The 17,331-nt window shown below is 63.8% G+C and carries 18 protein-coding genes; 8 read left to right on the forward strand and 10 right to left on the reverse strand.

Features of this window, described 5'->3' with window-relative positions:
• Positions 1-98: 98 nt before the first annotated feature.
• The 4 genes from FJ471_RS30545 to petA form a co-directional block, all read right to left on the reverse strand.
• On the reverse strand, positions 99-644 hold the full coding sequence (locus FJ471_RS30545; RefSeq protein WP_140808979.1) for an adenine phosphoribosyltransferase: 546 nt from the start codon (positions 642-644) through the stop codon (positions 99-101).
• Positions 645-864: 220 nt separating this feature from the next.
• On the reverse strand, positions 865-1,731 hold the full coding sequence (locus FJ471_RS30550; protein ID WP_140808981.1) for a cytochrome c1: 867 nt from the start codon (positions 1,729-1,731) through the stop codon (positions 865-867).
• Positions 1,732-1,758: 27 nt separating this feature from the next.
• Positions 1,759-3,060, reverse strand: coding sequence for a cytochrome b N-terminal domain-containing protein (locus FJ471_RS30555; RefSeq protein WP_140808983.1), 1,302 nt, complete (start codon positions 3,058-3,060; stop codon positions 1,759-1,761).
• A 16-nt stretch (positions 3,061-3,076) separates the two neighbouring features.
• Positions 3,077-3,637, reverse strand: coding sequence for a ubiquinol-cytochrome c reductase iron-sulfur subunit (gene petA / locus FJ471_RS30560; protein ID WP_112099424.1), 561 nt, complete (start codon positions 3,635-3,637; stop codon positions 3,077-3,079).
• 312 nt (positions 3,638-3,949) lie between these two features.
• On the opposite strand from petA, the gene FJ471_RS30565 reads away from it, so the two are divergent.
• Complete coding sequence (locus FJ471_RS30565) at positions 3,950-4,294, forward strand: cupin domain-containing protein (protein WP_140809010.1); 345 nt, start codon at positions 3,950-3,952, stop codon at positions 4,292-4,294.
• 5 nt (positions 4,295-4,299) lie between these two features.
• Here FJ471_RS30565 and FJ471_RS30570 read toward each other — a convergent pair whose 3' ends face one another.
• From FJ471_RS30570 to FJ471_RS30590, 5 genes are all read right to left on the reverse strand, one after another.
• Positions 4,300-4,611: a DUF6665 family protein gene (locus tag FJ471_RS30570; RefSeq protein ID WP_140808985.1), complete on the reverse strand. Its 312-nt coding sequence runs from the start codon at positions 4,609-4,611 to the stop codon at positions 4,300-4,302.
• Between the two features lie 9 nt (positions 4,612-4,620).
• Entirely contained in the window at positions 4,621-6,504 is a 1,884-nt protein-coding gene (locus FJ471_RS30575; RefSeq protein WP_140808987.1) for an ABC transporter ATP-binding protein, read from the reverse strand.
• A complete protein-coding gene (locus FJ471_RS30580; protein WP_140808989.1) occupies positions 6,501-8,393 on the reverse strand; it encodes an ABC transporter ATP-binding protein in 1,893 nt (630 codons plus the stop codon). Before FJ471_RS30580 ends, FJ471_RS30575 begins: the two co-directional genes overlap by 4 nt.
• A 245-nt stretch (positions 8,394-8,638) precedes the next feature.
• Positions 8,639-10,519, reverse strand: a complete 1,881-nt coding sequence (locus FJ471_RS30585) for an ABC transporter ATP-binding protein (RefSeq protein ID WP_140808991.1) — start codon at positions 10,517-10,519, stop codon at positions 8,639-8,641.
• Between the two features lie 26 nt (positions 10,520-10,545).
• On the reverse strand, positions 10,546-10,962 hold the full coding sequence (locus FJ471_RS30590) for a hypothetical protein (RefSeq protein ID WP_140808993.1): 417 nt from the start codon (positions 10,960-10,962) through the stop codon (positions 10,546-10,548).
• 467 nt (positions 10,963-11,429) lie between these two features.
• Between FJ471_RS30590 and FJ471_RS30595 the strand changes: the two genes are divergently transcribed.
• From FJ471_RS30595 to FJ471_RS30610, 4 genes are all read left to right on the forward strand, one after another.
• Entirely contained in the window at positions 11,430-11,888 is a 459-nt protein-coding gene (locus tag FJ471_RS30595; protein WP_140808995.1) for a tRNA (cytidine(34)-2'-O)-methyltransferase, read from the forward strand.
• A 208-nt stretch (positions 11,889-12,096) separates the two neighbouring features.
• Positions 12,097-12,543, forward strand: coding sequence for a redox-sensitive transcriptional activator SoxR (gene soxR / locus FJ471_RS30600; RefSeq protein ID WP_140808997.1), 447 nt, complete (start codon positions 12,097-12,099; stop codon positions 12,541-12,543).
• 151 nt (positions 12,544-12,694) lie between these two features.
• Positions 12,695-13,543, forward strand: a complete 849-nt coding sequence (locus FJ471_RS30605) for a hypothetical protein (protein WP_140808999.1) — start codon at positions 12,695-12,697, stop codon at positions 13,541-13,543.
• Positions 13,540-14,841, forward strand: coding sequence for a glycosyltransferase family 4 protein (locus FJ471_RS30610; protein WP_140809001.1), 1,302 nt, complete (start codon positions 13,540-13,542; stop codon positions 14,839-14,841). Before FJ471_RS30605 ends, FJ471_RS30610 begins: the two co-directional genes overlap by 4 nt.
• 36 nt (positions 14,842-14,877) lie before the next feature.
• Here the strand turns inward: FJ471_RS30610 and FJ471_RS30615 are convergent, their stop codons facing one another.
• Positions 14,878-15,135: a hypothetical protein gene (locus tag FJ471_RS30615; RefSeq protein WP_140809004.1), complete on the reverse strand. Its 258-nt coding sequence runs from the start codon at positions 15,133-15,135 to the stop codon at positions 14,878-14,880.
• Positions 15,136-15,420: 285 nt separating this feature from the next.
• Between FJ471_RS30615 and hemF the strand changes: the two genes are divergently transcribed.
• The 3 genes from hemF to FJ471_RS30630 all read left to right on the forward strand — a co-directional run bounded on the left by hemF (position 15,421) and on the right by FJ471_RS30630 (position 17,281).
• Complete coding sequence (gene hemF / locus FJ471_RS30620; protein WP_140809006.1) at positions 15,421-16,335, forward strand: oxygen-dependent coproporphyrinogen oxidase; 915 nt, start codon at positions 15,421-15,423, stop codon at positions 16,333-16,335.
• 258 nt (positions 16,336-16,593) lie between these two features.
• Entirely contained in the window at positions 16,594-16,854 is a 261-nt protein-coding gene (locus FJ471_RS30625) for a DUF1344 domain-containing protein (RefSeq protein WP_140809008.1), read from the forward strand.
• Between the two features lie 241 nt (positions 16,855-17,095).
• A complete protein-coding gene (locus FJ471_RS30630) occupies positions 17,096-17,281 on the forward strand; it encodes a DUF1059 domain-containing protein (protein WP_008877709.1) in 186 nt (61 codons plus the stop codon).
• Positions 17,282-17,331: the final 50 nt, after the last annotated feature.

Genomic DNA, 17,331 nt, shown 5'->3' on the forward strand with positions numbered 1-17,331 from the left:
ACCTGTTCGACCCGCTACAGTGCAGAAACTTCTTCAAAGCTGCCGGATATGAGGCCAATTAAACGCGACGTGCTTTAGGGGAGAAGGGGAAGTCCGCGCTAATGCCCCTCGAAGCCGATCAGCGTCCGCACCGGCACCCCGAATGCTTCCAGCTTCTTGCGGCCGCCGAGATCCGGCAGGTCGATGACGAAGCAGGCGGCGACGATATCGGCGCCGATCTGCCTCAGTAGCTTCACCGCCGCTTCCGCCGTGCCGCCGGTGGCGATCAGGTCGTCGACCAGGATCACCTTCTCGCCGGGCGCAACGCCGTCCTTGTGCATCTCCATCTCGTCAAGCCCGTATTCGAGGCTGTAGGCCACGCGCACCGTCTCGTAAGGCAGCTTGCCCTTCTTGCGGATCGGCACGAAGCCGGCCGACAACTGGTGCGCCACCGCACCCCCCAGGATGAAGCCGCGCGCCTCGATGCCGGCGATCTTGTCGATCTTCAGCCCGGCATAAGGATGCACCAGCTCGTCGATGGCGCGGCGGAAGGCGCGCGCATTGCCAAGCAGCGTGGTGATGTCGCGAAACAGGATACCGGGCTTGGGATAGTCCGGAATGGTGCGGATCGCCGCAAGCAGCGTGTCTTCGAGGGAGGGTTTCATCAGACGGAGGCTCCGCGATCTGGCTATCGGCTGTGAGTTGCGGCGCGCATCCGGTGACGCAACCCACAACGGCTACCGCGATGCAGCGCCCGAGACAAGCGCATCCGGCAAAGGATCAGTGCCGCTTGGGCTCGCGCGGTCGGATTGAAAGCGTAGGGGAATACCCCAAAGAAAAAGGGCGCCTCGCGGCGCCCTTCGAAAGCTTGCAGCCGGTCGCGGCTCAGTGCGCCACGTCAGCCCACACCCTGCGCTTGGTGAGATAGACTAGAATGCCAAATGCCAGCAGGAAGAAAAGCACGCGGAAGCCGGTCTTCTTGCGCTCTTCCATATGCGGCTCAGCTGCCCAGGCCAGGAAAGTTGCCACGTCGCGCGAATATTGGTCGACCGTCTGCGGCGCGCCGTCGTCATAGGTCACCTGGCCGTCGGAGAGCGGCTTGGGCATTTTCAGCGACACGCCCGACATGAAGTACGGGTTGTAGTGCGTGCCCTCCGGGATAACCATGCCGGCTGGCGGTGTCTGGTCGTAGCCGGTCAGCAGCGAGTGGATGTAGTCGGGGCCGCCCGCGTCATACTGGGTGAAAATGTCGAAGACGAACTGCGGGAAGCCACGCTCGACGCCGCGCGCCTTGGCCAGCAGCGACATGTCCGGCGGCGCGGCGCCGCCATTGGCCGAAGCCGCCGCCTGTTCGTTCGGGAACGGCGCCGGGAAATAGTCGGAGGGCTTGCCGGGACGGTCGAACATGTCGCCGGCATCGTTGGGGCCGTCATGGATCGTGTAGCTCGCGGCCAGCGACTTGATCTGGGCCTCGGAATAGCCGAGCCCCGTCGGCCCCTGAAGCGTGCGGAAGGCCACCAGGTTCATCGAATGGCAGGCCGAGCAGACTTCCTTGTAGACCTTGAAGCCGCGCTGCAGCTGGCCCTTGTCATAGGTGCCGAACGGTCCCGAGAAGCTCCAGCTCATTTCCTTCGGTTCGTTGATCGGGAAATGCGTCGGTGCCGCCGCATTGTGCTCCTCTTCGGCGGCGAAGGCCGCGGTGCCCGCGACGACAAGGCCGAGCAGCGCCAGCGAGGTGAGAATCTTCTTCATGCCAAATCCCCTTAGATTCTCTACCGCTCAGCCCTTGGTCTGTGGTGCGGCCGTGGCGCCCGCCGGATGTCCGCTGCCGCCCTTGTTCTTTTCCAGCACCGCTTCGGTGATCGAGTTCGGCAGCCGCCTGGGCGTCTCGATCAGGCCGAGGACCGGCAGGATGATCAGGAAGAAGGCAAAGTAGAACAGCGTCGCCATCTGCGCCATGAACACGTAAGCGCCTTCCGCCGGCTGCGAGCCCAGCCAGCCAAGCAGGATGGCGTCGGCCACGAACAGCCAGAAGAACAGCTTGTACCAGGGACGATAGACCGCCGAGCGCACCTTGGAGGTGTCGAGCCACGGCACCAGGAACAGCATGACGATGGCGCCGAACATGCACAGCACGCCGCCGAGCTTGGAGTTGATCGGCCCAACATTGAAGGTGATGGCGCGCAGGATCGCGTAGAACGGCAGGAAGTACCATTCCGGAACGATATGGGCCGGCGTCTTCAACGGGTTGGCGACGATATAGTTGTCGGCATGGCCGAGATAGTTCGGCAGGTAGAAGACGAAATAGGCGAACACGAACAGGAACACGATCATGCCGAACGCGTCCTTGATGGTCGCATAGGGCGTGAAGGCGACGGTGTCCGTCTTCGACTTGACCTCGATGCCGGTCGGGTTCGACTGGCCCACGACATGCAGCGCCCAGATGTGCAGCACGACGACGCCGGCGATCATGAACGGAAGCAGGTAATGCAGCGCGAAGAAGCGGTTCAGCGTCGGGTCGTCGACGGCGAAGCCGCCGAGCAGCAGCTGCTGGATCCAGTTGCCGACCAGCGGGATGGCGCTGAAGAAGCCGGTGATGACGGTGGCGCCCCAGAAGCTCATCTGACCCCAGGGCAGCACATAGCCCATGAAGCCGGTCGCCATCATCAGGAGGTAGATGATGCAGCCGAGGATCCACAGAAGCTCGCGCGGCGCCTTGTAGGAGCCGTAGAACAGGCCGCGGAAGATGTGGAGATAGACCGCGATGAAGAAGAACGAGGCGCCGTTGGCATGCATATAGCGCAGGAGCCAGCCGGAGTTGACGTCACGCATGATCTTCTCGACCGAATCGAAGGCGAGATTGGTGTCGGACGTATAGTGCATCGCCAAGACGATGCCGGTCAGGATCTGCGCGACCAGCATGATCGACAGGATGCCGCCGAACGTCCACATGTAGTTGAGGTTGCGCGGCACCGGATAGGAGACGAAGCTGTCATGGATCAGCCGCGGCAGCGGCATGCGCGCGTCGAACCAGCGCTCGATACCGGTCTTGGGCGTATAGGTCGAGTGTCCCTCGCTCATCGAAATATCCCCTGCCTCAACCGATAAGGATCTTGGTATCGGAAATGAACTTGAATACCGGGATCGCCATGTTCTCCGGCGCCGGGCCTTTGCGGATGCGGCCGGCGGTATCGTATTGCGAACCGTGGCATGGGCAGAACCAGCCGCCGAAATCGCCTTCCTGGCCGAGCGGGATGCAGCCCAGATGCGTGCAGACCTGGACCATGACCATCCAGGCTTCCTTGCCGGGCGTGGTGCGGTTGGCGTCTGTCGCCGGCGCGTCGGATGGCAGGTTGGCGTTGCGCGCGATCGGATCCTTGAGATCGGCGAGATTGACGGCTTCGCCGTCCTTCATTTCCTTTTCGGTGCGGTTGCGCACCACCACCGGCTTGCCGCGCCACTTGACGATCAGCGAAGAACCGGGCTGCAGCGAGGCGACGTCGACCTCGACCGAGGCCAGCGCCAGCGTCGAGGCGTCGGGGCGCATCTGATCGATGAACGGCCACGCGACGGCTCCAGCGCCGACAACGGCGGCCATGCCGGTGGCTACGTAGAGAAAATCGCGACGGTTGGGATCGTGGATGTCGGTTGCGCTCACGGGTGCCTGATCCTTTCGCCTCTTCCTAACCGGAGGCCGAGCCTTGTCCCCGCTCAATCGCACCTGCCCGACAGCGCATGGCGAACAGGCTAGCGAATTCCTCCGGCATTTGGATTTTCGGTTTATGCGTGCGGCCCGTTTTTGTCCAGTCGGGTGAAGGCACAAGGGCAGATTGTCGCGGGGATGCGCGGCCGCCACGGCCGGCGCATCCCCGCCAGGCCGCCGGACGGGGTGAAACAGCGGGAAATCCGGGGAGAAATCGGGCCGGTGTTCGCCTCGACATCGGCTCCTGGCCCGGTCTATTGTCCCGCCATGGCGCATGTCATCGAACGCGAGAGCTGGGCCGAGGCCTCCGACCGCTGGAAAGGCGAGCTGCAATGCGGCCAGTTCGGCGCCAATTCCTGCCTGATCTTCAACTATCAGCCGACGGTCGGCGGCGGCCCGCGCCTGCACAAGCATCCCTATGCGGAAATCTTCGTCATCCGCTCCGGCACCGGCCTGTTCACGGTCGGCGACCGGGAGATCAAGGCCACGGCCGGGCAGATCCTGATCGTGCCGCCGGACACGCCGCACAAATTCACCAATCTCGGCCCCGGTCCGCTCGAAAGCACCGACATCCACGAGAACGGCCACTTCATCACCGAGTGGCTGGAATAGCGGTTTTAGCTGGCGCCCAGCCTGACCAGAATAGCCCTCGGGATGTCGTACTCGCGGATCACGGCATCGTGCTTGCGCAGACCGCAAAGCTCGCGCTGGATGAAATAGCCGTGCACGGCCGCGGCCGCCTCCTTCAGCAGCCGGTTGCGATGCTCGCCCTCGCCGCCCTCGCGCAATTTGGCAAGGGTTTCCTCCACGCGCTGGCCGGCGCGGCCGAGCGCGGCGGCTTTTTCGGCGAGGATTTCGTGGCCGAGCAGGTCGAGCGCGCTTTCCTGCGCGCCTGACCGTCCGAAATTGGTGGGCATGCGTACCGACATGGTGCCGTTCTACTCCGCCGGCCGCGTCTCTTCCAGCGCGCTTTCCTCGTTGAACAGGAAGCCGCCGGACTGTCGTTTCCAGAGCCGCGCATAGAGTCCGTCGAGCGCCACCAGCTCGTCATGCGTGCCCTGTTCGACGATGCGGCCGCCGTCGAGCACCACCAGCCTGTCGAGCGCCGCGATCGTCGATAGCCGGTGCGCGATGGCGATCACGGTCTTGTTTTCCATCAGCCTGGTCAGATTCTCCTGGATTGCCGCCTCGATGTCCGAATCGAGCGCCGAGGTCGCCTCGTCGAGAATCAGGATCGGCGCATCCTTGAGGAACACGCGCGCGATGGCGACGCGCTGCCGCTGGCCGCCCGAGAGTTTCACGCCGCGCTCGCCGACATAGGCCTCGTAGCCGGCGCGATCGCGGTTGTCGCGGAGCCCCAGGATGAAATCATGCGCCTCGGCCTTCCGGGCGGCGGCGATCACCTGCGCATCGGTGGCGTCCGGCATGCCGAGCTTGATGTTGTCGCGCAGCGAGCGGTGGAAAAGCGCGGTATCCTGGCTGACGACGCCGATATTGCCGCGCAGCGAGTTCTGCGTCACATGCGCGATATCCTGGCCGTCGATCAGGATCTGGCCGCCTTCCAGGTCGTAGAGGCGCAGGATCAGGTTTGCCAACGTCGTCTTGCCAGCGCCCGACGGGCCGACCAGACCGACCTTTTCGCCCGGACGCACCATGAGATCGATTCCGTCGAGCACGCCCGCCCCCTTGCCGTAGTGGAAGGTGACGTTGCTGACGTCGATGCGGCCGCCGGTGACGATCAGTTCTCCGGCGTCCGGCGCGTCGGTCAAGCCCAGCGGCTGCGAGATCAGCGCCTTGGAATTCTCCAGCACGCCGAGATTTCGCAGGATGCTGTTGAGCTGCATCATCAGGCGGCCGAGCAGCATGTTGAGCCTCAGCACCAGCGACAGGGTGAAGGCGACGGCGCCGACGGTGATCGAGCCTTCGACCCACAGATAGATGGCGAAGGCCGCGATCGCCGTGATCATGACGCCGGAGAGCATGGTGAGCGCCATGCGCACGCCGGTCAGCCGGCGCGTGAACGGCCGCAGCGCGTCGAGATAGATGTCGAAGCCGTTGCGGATATAACGGTCGTCGCCATCGGCCGAAAACAGCTTCAGCGTCTGCACGTTGGAATAGGAATCGACGATGCGGCCGGTGATCATCGAGCCGGCCTCGGCGGTCGCCTCGGCATGTTTGCGGATCGCCGGCAGGTAGAGCTTGGCCAGCCAGCCGAACGCGGCGATCCACACCACCACCATGACCGCCAGCCGCAGATCCAGCCCCGCGACCAGCGCCAGCGTCGTGACCGTGTAGACGATCATGAACCAGACCACCTCGATGAAGCTTTCCATCAGGTCGCCCGTCGCCTGCCCCGCCTGCCAGACCTTGGTTGCGATGCGGCCGGCGAAATCGTTCTGGAAGAAGGCGTAGGACTGGCGCGAGACATGCCGGTGCGCCTGCCAGCGCACCAGATTGTAGAAGCCGGGCGTGATCGTCTGCTCGTCGACCAGCGCCGAAAGGCCGACGACCGCGGTGCGGATGACGAGCACCACCGCCCCCATGAACAACAGCTCGGGGCCGGCCGCGGCCCAAAGTGCGTGCCAGCTGCGGTCGCCCGGCAATTGATCGAGGATATCGACCAGCCTTCCGACGAAATAGAACAGGCCGGCTTCGACCAGCGGCGCAATGCCGCCGATGATCAGCATGGCGAAGAAGGCGAGCTTCGCCTGCCCGACATAGTGCCAGAGGAAGGCGCCGACGCTGGCGGGCGGCCGCAGATTCGCGGGCTCGCGGAACGGGTAGACCCAGTGCTCGAACCAGCGATAGATGGCCTGCATCATTGGGCGGCTTCACCTTTCGTCGCCAAACCGTCGGCGACCGGCTTTTCCTCGAGCAGGAACCCGCCCGACTGGCGCCGCCAGAGCTGAGCGTAGAGCCCGCCTTTGGCGATCAGCACCTCATGCGAGCCGTCCTCGATGATGCGGCCCTTGTCCATGACGACGAGCCGGTCCATCGCCGCAATCGTCGACAGGCGATGGGCGATGGCGATGACGGTCTTGCCCTGCATGAGCTTGTAGAGGTTCTCCTGGATGGCGGCCTCAACCTCCGAATCGAGCGCGGACGTGGCCTCGTCGAGAATGAGGATCGGCGCATCCTTCAGCATAACGCGGGCAATCGCGATGCGTTGCCGCTGGCCGCCGGACAGCTTCACCCCGCGCTCGCCGACGAGCGCCTCATAGCCGCTTTGCCCATGCGGATCGGTCAGTCCCGCGATCACATCGTCGATCTGCGCGGCTTTCGCAGCGCTGAACATCGCCTCGTCGCTGGCCGACTGGCGGCCATATTTGAGGTTCTCGCGGACGGATCGATGCAAAAGCGAGGTGTCCTGGTTGACGAAGCCGATCGCAGCCCGAACGCTCTCCTGCGACACGTTGCGGATGTCCTGTCCGTCGATCAGCACCTTGCCGTCCTGCACGTCGAATAGCCGCAGCACGAGGTTGACCAGCGTCGACTTGCCGGCGCCGGAACGCCCGATCAGGCCGACCCGCTCGCCCGGCGCGATCGTCAGCGACAGATCGTCGATGACGCCGCCTTTGCCGTCCTTGCGCCAATAGTTGAAGTTCACCCGGTCGAACTCGATGCCGCCGGCAGTCACGACGAGGGCCGGTGCATCAGGCTGGTCCTGCATGGTGATGGGACGCGCGATCGTCGTCATCGAATTGCTGGCGACGCCGATCTGCCGGAAGACGTTGGCGCCGACATCGAGGATCCTGCCGGAGATGTTGGCGATCTGCAGCGCGAAGGGTATCGCCGTCGCCACCGCCGCCGTGGTCATGGCGCCGGCGTTCCAGCCCGCGAGCGCCAGCCAGCTTATGGCGACAAGCAGCGCCGCGTTGAGGACGAACAAGGCCGACCACATCAGCGTGAAAACGCGCATCAGCCGGTAAAACGTGTCGGCGTGCTCGGCCACCGCTTGCGAGACATATTTGTCTTCATGCTCGCCGGTCGAGAATGTCTTCAGCGTCAGGATGTTGGTGTAGCTGTCGACCATACGGCCGCTCACCTGCGACCACCGCTCCGACAGTTGGGACGAGCGCTGGGTGATCCTCGGCATCGCAAACCAGAAGATCAGGCAGTAGAACACCAGCCACACCGCCACCACGGCCAAGAGAAGCGGGTCGAGCCGCGCCAGCACCACGATGGCAACCGCAACGAAGACCAGCGCGTACCAGACGGCATCGACGGTGAGATTGACGCTCATCTCCACTGAATCGCCGCTTTGCATGACCTTTGTTCCAATGCGGCCGGCGAAGTCGTTCTGGAAGAACGACCAGTCCTGGCGCACGACATGCCAATGGCTCTGCCAGCGGATGAGGTCGATGAGGTTCGGCGCGATGGCGTGGTTGCGGATGAGCGCGTCGATGACCATCGCGAGCGGACGCAGCGACACGACGATCGCCATCATGACGAGCAGCGGCCCATGCGCGGCGAAGAAATCGCCCGGCGTGGTGCTGGAGAGCAGGCCCACGATCAGCCCGACGAAAATCGGCAGCATCGCGTCCACTATCGCCGCGACCGCAACGATGATCATGCGCAACCAATAGGCGGCGCGAAACTGCCTTATGAAATACCAGTAGAACCGCCAGAGCCCCATTGGCGGCTGCCGGTCTTCGGCCAGCGCCACCGGCGAATAACGGCTTTCGAACCAGGTGAAGATGCGGTCGAACATTTTTCTCTCATAGACGCCGGAAACCCGCCGGCACCCGAATGGTCGCCGACGGGCCTCTGACCGGGTCGAGGCAGGCCTCTGACCAGGTCGTGGTTACGCCCGGGATCGATTCCCCGCAATCGCCGTAACCTTGATGCCGGAGCGGCCCGACAGAACCGTCGGGCGCTCCAAGTCTTTGTTTTGCGAGAATTCCAGACGGAAAACCGCTACGCACTTTTCCTGGAATTGCTGCAATCGCGATCGCGTTACTCCGCTGCCATCTCGGATTGAGGCGCCTTCGCATCGGACTCAGCCGGCGCTTCATCGAGCAGGAAGCCGCCGGACTGGCGCTGCCAGAGCTGGGCGTAGAGCCCGCCCTTGGCGACGAGTTCCTCATGCGAGCCTTCCTCGATGATGCGGCCCTTGTCCATGACGACGAGCCTGTCCATCGCCGCAATCGTCGACAGCCGGTGCGCGATGGCGATGACGGTCTTGCCCTGCATCAGCTTGTAGAGGTTCTCCTGGATGGCCGCCTCGGCTTCCGAATCGAGCGCCGAGGTCGCCTCGTCGAGGATCAGGATCGGCGCGTCCTTCAGCATGACGCGGGCGATCGCGATGCGCTGCCGCTGGCCGCCGGACAATTTGACGCCGCGGTCGCCGACATGGGCGTCGAATCCCTTGCGGCCGTTGTGGTCCGAAAGCCCGCCGATGAAATCGAGCGCCTCCGCCCGGCGCGCCGCCTCGGTGAGCATCTCGTCGGTCGCGTCGGGCCGGCCGTAGAGGATGTTCTCCTTCACCGAGCGGTGCAGTAGCGAGGTGTCCTGCGTCACCATGCCGATCTGCGCGCGCAGCGAATCCTGGGTCACGGCGGCTATCTCCTGGCCATCGACCAGGATCCTGCCGCTTTCCAGGTCGTAGAAGCGCAGCAAAAGGTTGACCAGCGTCGACTTGCCGGCGCCGGAGCGGCCGACAATGCCGACCTTCTCGCCCGGCCTCACGGTGAGCGACAGCTTCTCGATGACGCCTTTCTGCTTGCCGTAGTGGAAGCCGATATCGTCGAAACGGATCTCGCCCTGGCTGACGGCGATGTCCTTCGCGCCCGGCCTGTCCTCGACCAAGCGCGGCAGCGAGATCGACTGGATGCCGTCCTGGACCGTGCCGATATTCTCGAACAGCCCGGACATTTCCCACATGATCCACTGCGACATGCCCCACATGCGCAGCACCAGGCCGATGACCACGGCGACGGCGCCGATCGTCACCGCCTGGCCGAGCCACAGCCACAGCGAGATCGCCGTGACGGAGAACAGAAGCAGGGAATTCAGGATGTATAGCAGGCCGTAGAGCACCGTCACCAGCCGCATCGAGCGGTAGACGGTGTCGAGGAAGCTCGCCATGCCCTCTTTGGCGAAGGTCGCCTCGCGGCGCGCATGCGAAAACAGCTTCACCGTCTGGATATTGGTGTAGCTGTCGACGACGCGGCCGGTCATGGTCGAGCGCGCATTGGCCTGCTCCTCGCCGACCTTGCCCAGCCGCGGGATGAAAAAGCGCAGGAGCAAGATATAGCCGACCAGCCAGAGGGCGAGCGGTGCGGCCAGCCGCAAGTCGGCCGAGCCGACGATGAACAGCATGCCGAGGAAGTAGACGACGACGTAGTTCAAGACGTCGATGAGCTTGATCACGCATTCGCGCACGGCGAGTGCCGTCTGCATCAGCTTGGTGGCGATGCGGCCGGCGAACTCGTCCTGATAGAAGGCCATCGACTGCTTCAAGAGATAGCGATGCACCTGCCAGCGGATGCGCATGGGATAATTGCCCATTAGCGTCTGCTGGTTGAGCAGCGAATGCAGCCAGACCGTGCCCGGCAGCGCGAACAGCACGATGAAAGCCATGCCGGCGAGCTTCCAGCTCTCGGTCTGCAGGAAGGTTTCGCGGTTCTGCCCCGACAGCCAGTCGACGATGCGGCCCATGAAGCCGAACATCCACACTTCGGCGATGGAGATCGCCGTCACCAGCAACCCGTCGACAATGATATAGGGCCAGGCCCCGCGCGTATGATGCACGCAGAAGGCGACCAGCGTCTTCGGCGGCTCGACCGGCTCCGCGGCGGGAAACGGATTGAGCCTGTTTTCAAACCAGCGGAACATTTCAGGCACTCGACTTGTCTATGCGCTCACGCGGCGCGGGATTGATGGGCAAGGCTTTGCGGCCGCGAGGCATTGCGGGCCGGCGACACGGAATCATCCGCGTCGCCGTCCCTGCTGCGCGCAATATAGGGTTTCGCCGGCATTTCGCCGACAGGCTCGTTCGACGATCCTGACGACCCCGAGCTTGCCGATGAAAAGCCGCAGCCCGCCCGGTTCCGGTCACCGGGCCGGATCAGACGGATGATCCGGCGCACCAGCGTGGGTCGGCTGTGATCGGGCACCGCGCGCGAGAAATCGACATCCGGCAGCATGCCGCGATGCGGCCTGCGGCGTTCCTCGGCATGCACCGCCGACGAATAGGTCTCGCCGATCAGCAGCGCCCAGGTCGCCACCTTGCGCTCGTGCAGGCTTCTTGACCCCGGTATTTTGTAGGGATCGAACATTGGTCCGTCCTCCATATGCAAATGCGTTAAAAAGGGTGATGCGGCCTCGACCACCGGCATTCGACCGAAGGCGCGGATCGAATCGGTCGGGACGGGACGGCAAGCGTCGATTGGGACGCGGCAAGCGTCGGCCTCGACACGTTCAGCTGGGGCGCGGCGCCCCTTTGGCAGTTTGAAAAACATCGCAAGATTCCTTCGAAGGCCGAAAACTGGGTTCGGCGGGAATCGGTGCGATCAGGACTTAAAGTGTCAGAAGAATCGTCGTACCGAAACCGCCGGCGGGCATACGTGAGCCCCGGATGGGAGCTGGATGTGCATGGTCATCATGTGTTCCCCTCCATTCGGTTCGGGTTGACGATGGTGGGCATATACTCGACTTCGCAGAAAATGGCCACCCGCCAGTCCAGAAATCGCCGAAAGCCAGAGATGCCTGTGGCCGATCTGCCACTTATTAGCAGGATGCGAAAATGAACGACCGTCTCCGCGTCGCGCTCTACCAGCCGGATATCGCCGGCAACACCGGGACAATCCTGCGCTTCGCCGCCTGCCTCGACATCGGCGTCGACATCATCGAGCCGGCCGGTTTCCCGCTCTCCGACCGGGCGCTGAAACGGGCCGGCATGGACTACCTCGAAATGGCGGCGCTTTCCCGCCATGCCGACTGGCACGCCTTCGAGGCGTGGCGAAAAACCAGCGCGCGCCGCCTCGTGCTGCTCACCACCAAGACCACCAGCGCCTATACGAACTTCGCCTTTGCCGCCGGCGATATTCTCCTGTTCGGCCGCGAATCCGCGGGCGTGACGGAAGAGGTCCATCAGGCGGCGGACGCGCGACTGACCATTCCGATGCGGCCGGGCGCGCGCAGCATCAATGTCGCGCTGTCCGTCGCCATGGTCGCGGGTGAAGCGCTCCGCCAGATCGGCTAAAGCAATTCCAGGAAAAGTGTGAAACGGTTTTCCGTTCGGAATTGCGTCGAAACAACGAGCCAGCTTTCGCGCTTCGGCGCTATCCCGAATCCCCGTCCCTTCGGCCGTCATTCTTGCCCAGGCGCACATCGCCTTCTCCTGCATTTGCCATGTCGTCGCTCTCTGGCTACAAGCTCAACTTAACTTGAGGTCAAGCGGGAATTTGAGAATGACTCCGGTAAGGGAATTGACGGTTGGTCAGGTGGCGATGCGCAGCGGCGTTGCGGTATCGGCGCTGCATTTCTACGAGGCGCGCGGGCTGATCCGTAGCCATCGCACGTCCGGCAATCAGCGGCGCTACAGCCGCGACGTGCTACGGCGTGTGGCGATCATCCGTGTCGCCCAGGAGGTCGGCATCTCGCTTGCCGACATCGCCGCGGCATTTCAATCCCTGCCGGAGGGCCGCACCCCAACGCGCGAGGACTGGAACCTGCTTTCGACAGCCTGGCGCGACGAGCTCGACCAGAAGATCGCTCAGCTCAAGAAACTGCGCGATGGGCTGACCGATTGCATCGGCTGCGGCTGCATGTCGATCGACAAATGCCCGCTGAGAAACAAGGAAGATCGGCTGAGCGCCCAAGGGTCGGGAGCGAGACGGCTGTTGGTCGAGCGCTGAGCGGAGCCGCCTAAATGCTTGTTTCTCAAACGCGACAAATATCCCGCTGTCGAGATCATCCCAAAAATGGTCACTGCAAGACAAGGCTCTTGGCCTGCAGGAGAACGCCTTCGACGTCTATCTTTTCCGCAACCCGGTGGATCGCAGCGGCATGAGTTGGAGCGCCATCGCGTCCTTCGGTCCGAAGGCCTTGTACGACCTGAACCTCGCCGCGCAGGATTTCGCCTCGCGCCAGCGGCCTTCCCCAGCCGGCCTCGCCGAAGCTTCGGCGCATGATCTCTACCTCGCCCCCCATTGCGACGACATCTGCTTTTCGCTTGGAGCCTTCGCGCTCAGGCGGCGAAAAGGCGTTCTGCTCACCTTGTTCTCGAAGTCCGGCTATGTGGCCCGGCCGCGGACGGTCGCCGCGCATGGTGACGAGCGCATCGCTGCGATTTCCAGCCTGCGCCAGCGCGAAGATCTTGCCTTTGCCAGCCAAGTTGGCCTGCGCCTGTATTTCGGCGGGCTCGACGAGGCGCCGCTGCGCGGCCATGCCCCCTTCGACACCGCCAAGGCGGAGGACGACGCGCGGCGGCTCGACGGCGCCGTCATCGCGGCGATTTTCGCGGCGGCAACGGAATGGCCAAAGGATCGACGGCCCTGGCTCTTCTGTCCGATGGCCATCGGCGGGCATATCGACCACATGGTGGTCCTCAAGATCGTGTTGCGGCACTACGACGCCCTGCGGGCGCGCTGGCGCATCGCCTTCTACGAAGATCTGCATTATGCCTCGGCCTGGCGGGTCCGGGCGCCCGGGCTTGCGAGATTCGAGCAGCTTGCCGCGTGGCTGAAGGCGCGGCGCTCGATCTGGCCCATCGGCGCGGCGGCCGACAAATTGGCGCTTGCCGCGCTGTATCCGAGCCAGTTCGTCGAACTGCCGGCCTCGATAAAGCCGTTCACGCCAGCGCAGCGCATCCCGACCCCCGCGCATGAGGCGCTCTGGAGCGCCGAGCAGGCATGACCCGCGACGGCCCGGCCCTGCCGTCCCTGCACTCCGCTTGGACGGAGGTCGCCAGGAACTGGTCGCACCCGATCGACAAATGGCGCCGGCTGATGGCCCGCCTTCGGCGCCGGAGGCCTTCCGCTGCTGCGTCTTCAGAGCCGTTTTCCGCCCTGGCGCGCTCGCCGGAAGATCTTGGCGACTTGCGTCCGCATTTGCTCGTCCTGGTGCCCTGGCTGCCGATGGGCGGCGCCGAGGTGCTGCTGGCCGACATCCTCGACAGCCTCAAGGCCGAATGGCGCCTCAGCATCGTCACCACCGAGACCGGCGACCAGGCGCTGGCGCCGGCATTCGCGGCAATCACCACGGAAATCTACCATTTGCCCGACTTGGTCGAGCGGCGGCATTGGTTCGAATTCGTCGCCGCGCTTATGGCCTCGCGCGATTCCAAGGCGATCCTGTCCAGCGGATCGCGCTTCCTCTACAAGAATCTGAAGCGGATCAAGGCACGCTTTCCGGCAATCCTGAGCTACGACATTCTGCACAATGACGCGCCAAAGGCGCATTTGGCTTCGGCGCTCCGTGCTAGGCTGCACATTCATCGCCTTATCGCGGTAAACGAAAGAATCGGGCGCTCGCTCGCCCGCGGCGGCGCCAGCCCCGGGACAGTGGTCGTCATCCCCAACGGCGTCGATTACGAAGGCGTCTTCAATCCGCAAGGGGTCGACCTCGGCGCGGCCCGCAGGCGCTTCGGCATCGGGGATGGCACCTTCGTCATCGGTTTCGTCGGGCGGATGAGCGAGGAAAAACGCCCTCTCGCCTTCCTGGCGGTGGTGGCGCCGATCCTCGCCGCCCACGCCAATGTCCGGGTCCTCGTGCTGGGCGACGGTAAGATGAAGACCGCGTTTCGCGATGCGGCCCGTGCCGCCGGCATAGCCGACCGCGTGCATCATTTGCCTCGCGTCGATCGCGCGGCAATGCCACAGTTTTACGCCGCGTGCGGCATCCTCGTGATGTCGTCGCGCATCGAAGGCACGCCGCTGGTAATGCTTGAGGCATTGGCGATGGGCTGCCCGGTGGCGACCACCGATGTCGGCGATGCGGCGCTGGTCATCCGCGAAGGCATCAACGGCTTCATCGTTCCGGTCGCGGCTCCGGAAGCTCTGACGCCGCGCATTGCCGGGCTGGTCGGCGACGAGGCAGCCCTCGAGCGGATGCGCGCGGCGGCCCGGCAATCGATCGTCGACACCGGACGTTCGGCCGACGCCATGCTGGCCGCCTATCGGGCATTGATGCGGCCATCCCGGCAATCCCCGTGAATATCGAGGCCGAACCGGCTACGATCGCGGCGCGCTTCAATCGGCCGCCGGCAGCCGGCGCATGGTGAACTCGATCACGTCGCCCGGACGTTCGAACCAGCTTTCGATCTCGGTCCAGTAGGCCTGCTTCGGAAAACGCTCGAACCACTCTTTCGCCTTGAGGCGCGCCGCCGGCCGCGGCAGCACGAAGGTCTCGCGCAGGAATCCGTCGCGCGGCTGGTTTGCACGCTCGGCCCGCGAACGTTCCAGCCTCTTCTTCAAGCCATCCAGCGGCGGTCTTGCCGGAGTGCGCACGAAGGAAACTCCTTTGCACCTGGATCAGACAGGACTTGACCCTTGTCCTCAAGAGATTAGGGATCGCGGGCGGAAAAAACCAGTGGTCCGATTCCAACACTCGCCTGCATACCCGCAAGACCGTTGCGGGTGTCGGAATCGCAAGGGCCGCTAGCAAGTTTTTGTTTCTAGTGGAGTTTTCGAATTTGACATTCGCATCGTGCCCTGCGCCACGCGGTGTACAAATGTCGAATTCGCTCCACCAGGTCATTTGTCAGGCAAGTAGGCCTGGGACTGGAGACCGAATTGGAAAGACCTGACCTTCCGGTGGGCCTGCCGGCCGACATCGAGCAGAAGAAGATGAAGGCCCGCCTCTGGTTCGAGGCCTTGCGCGAGCGGATCTGCGCCACCTTCGAGCAGATCGAGCAGGAGCTCACCGGCCCGCAAGCGTCATGGTCGCCCGGCCATTTCGAAAAAACCCCCTGGGAGCGCGACGAAGGCCGCGGCGGCGGCGGCACCATGTCGATGATGCGCGGTCGCGTCTTCGAGAAGGTCGGCGTGCACACCTCGACCGTCTATGGCGAATTCTCGTCCGAGTTCAGGAAACAGATTCCCGGTGCCGAGGAAGACCCGCGCTTTTGGGCGAGCGGCATTTCGTTGATCGCCCACCCCTGGAACCCCAACGTCCCGGCCGTGCACATGAACACGCGCATGGTCGTCACCACGCGTCAGTGGTTCGGCGGCGGCGCCGATCTGACGCCGGTGCTCGACCGTCGCCGCACCCAGGACGATCCCGACACGATCGCCTTCCATCGCGCCATGCAGTTCGCCTGCGAGAAGAACGCCGCCGTCGCCGACTATCCCAAATTCAAAGCCTGGTGCGACGAATATTTCTTCCTGCCGCACCGCAACGAGGCGCGCGGCATCGGCGGCATCTTCTTCGATTGGCTGCATTCGGACGAGGCCAGCGGCGGCTGGAACGCCGATCTCAATTTCGTCCAGGATGTCGGACGCTCCTTCCTCGTCGTCTATGCCCATCTGGTGCGGGGCAACTTCAACCAGCACTGGACCGATGGCGAGCGCGACGAACAGCTCGTCCGGCGCGGCCGCTACGTCGAATTCAACTTGCTTCACGATCGCGGCACCATCTTCGGCCTGAAGACCGGCGGCAATGTCGCCTCGATCCTGTCCAGCCTGCCGCCCGAGGTAAAATGGCCGTAACGATCCGGTGAGCTCGGCCATGGCCGCATTGCTGTCCCATTCGCCGAATCTTGGCGGGCAATGTGGCAGGTTCGATATCTTTTTCGTCTAATATCCTTTTGAAAAAATTGAGTTATTTAAGGTCGTCGGGTCGGGAAGCGCCGGCGGTCGAAGCGGAGATCATTTGTCTCCGCCGGCCGTGACCCGACGCGACTTGACGGCCCCGAGCAAAGAGGGGTGCCTGATCAAACGGGCGCCCGCATTCCAGGAGAGCATGCCATGCGCAAGCTTATCGTGACGGCGGCAGCCGCCGCCTTTCTCGCCTCCGGTGGCGCCGCGTTCGCGGCGGTCAAGCACACCACCGGCACCGTGAAGAGTTTTGACGGAACGGCCATGAGCCTTGTTCTGGACGATGGAGCCACTTTCACCTTGTCCAAAGCCTTCAAGAATCCCGGCATCCAGGCCGGCGAGAAAGTCCGCGTATCCTGGGACATGAGCGGCAAGAACAAGATTGCCGAGGCCGTCAAGATCATGAAGTAACGACCTTGCCCGGAAGGTCCAGTTCTCAGGCAGCAGGGAAAGGCGGGGCGTAGCGCTCCGCCTTTCCCTCCATTCCGGGACAGGGACTTTCGATGCAACCGAACCGTCGACACGTGTTATGGTAGTCCGGCAGAGCAACCGGAAGAGGCGCGCCGCCGTTTCCCTCCCGGACTGCCAAGACAAAATCAGGGGCGGCCGGCCAGCCAAAGTCGAACCACCCCACGCTAGGAAAGGAAGAGTCATGAAGGAATTCCAATGCGGATCGCTGGTTCCCGGCTGTGACTGGCACACGCGCGCCGACGAGGAAGCCGAAGTCATGCGCCGCGCCGTCGAGCATATGCGCGAGACGCATGGCGAAACCGTCATCCGCGAGACGATGATCGAGGCGATCCGTTCGCGCATCCAGAAGGTCCGCGACGCGGCCTGAATCTGGCGACCACTAATGCATGTCGCCCAGAAGTGTGCTCGGTTCTGGGA

The sequence above is a fragment of the Mesorhizobium sp. B2-7-1 genome (genome assembly GCF_006440735.1).
GTDB lineage: Bacteria > Pseudomonadota > Alphaproteobacteria > Rhizobiales > Rhizobiaceae > Mesorhizobium.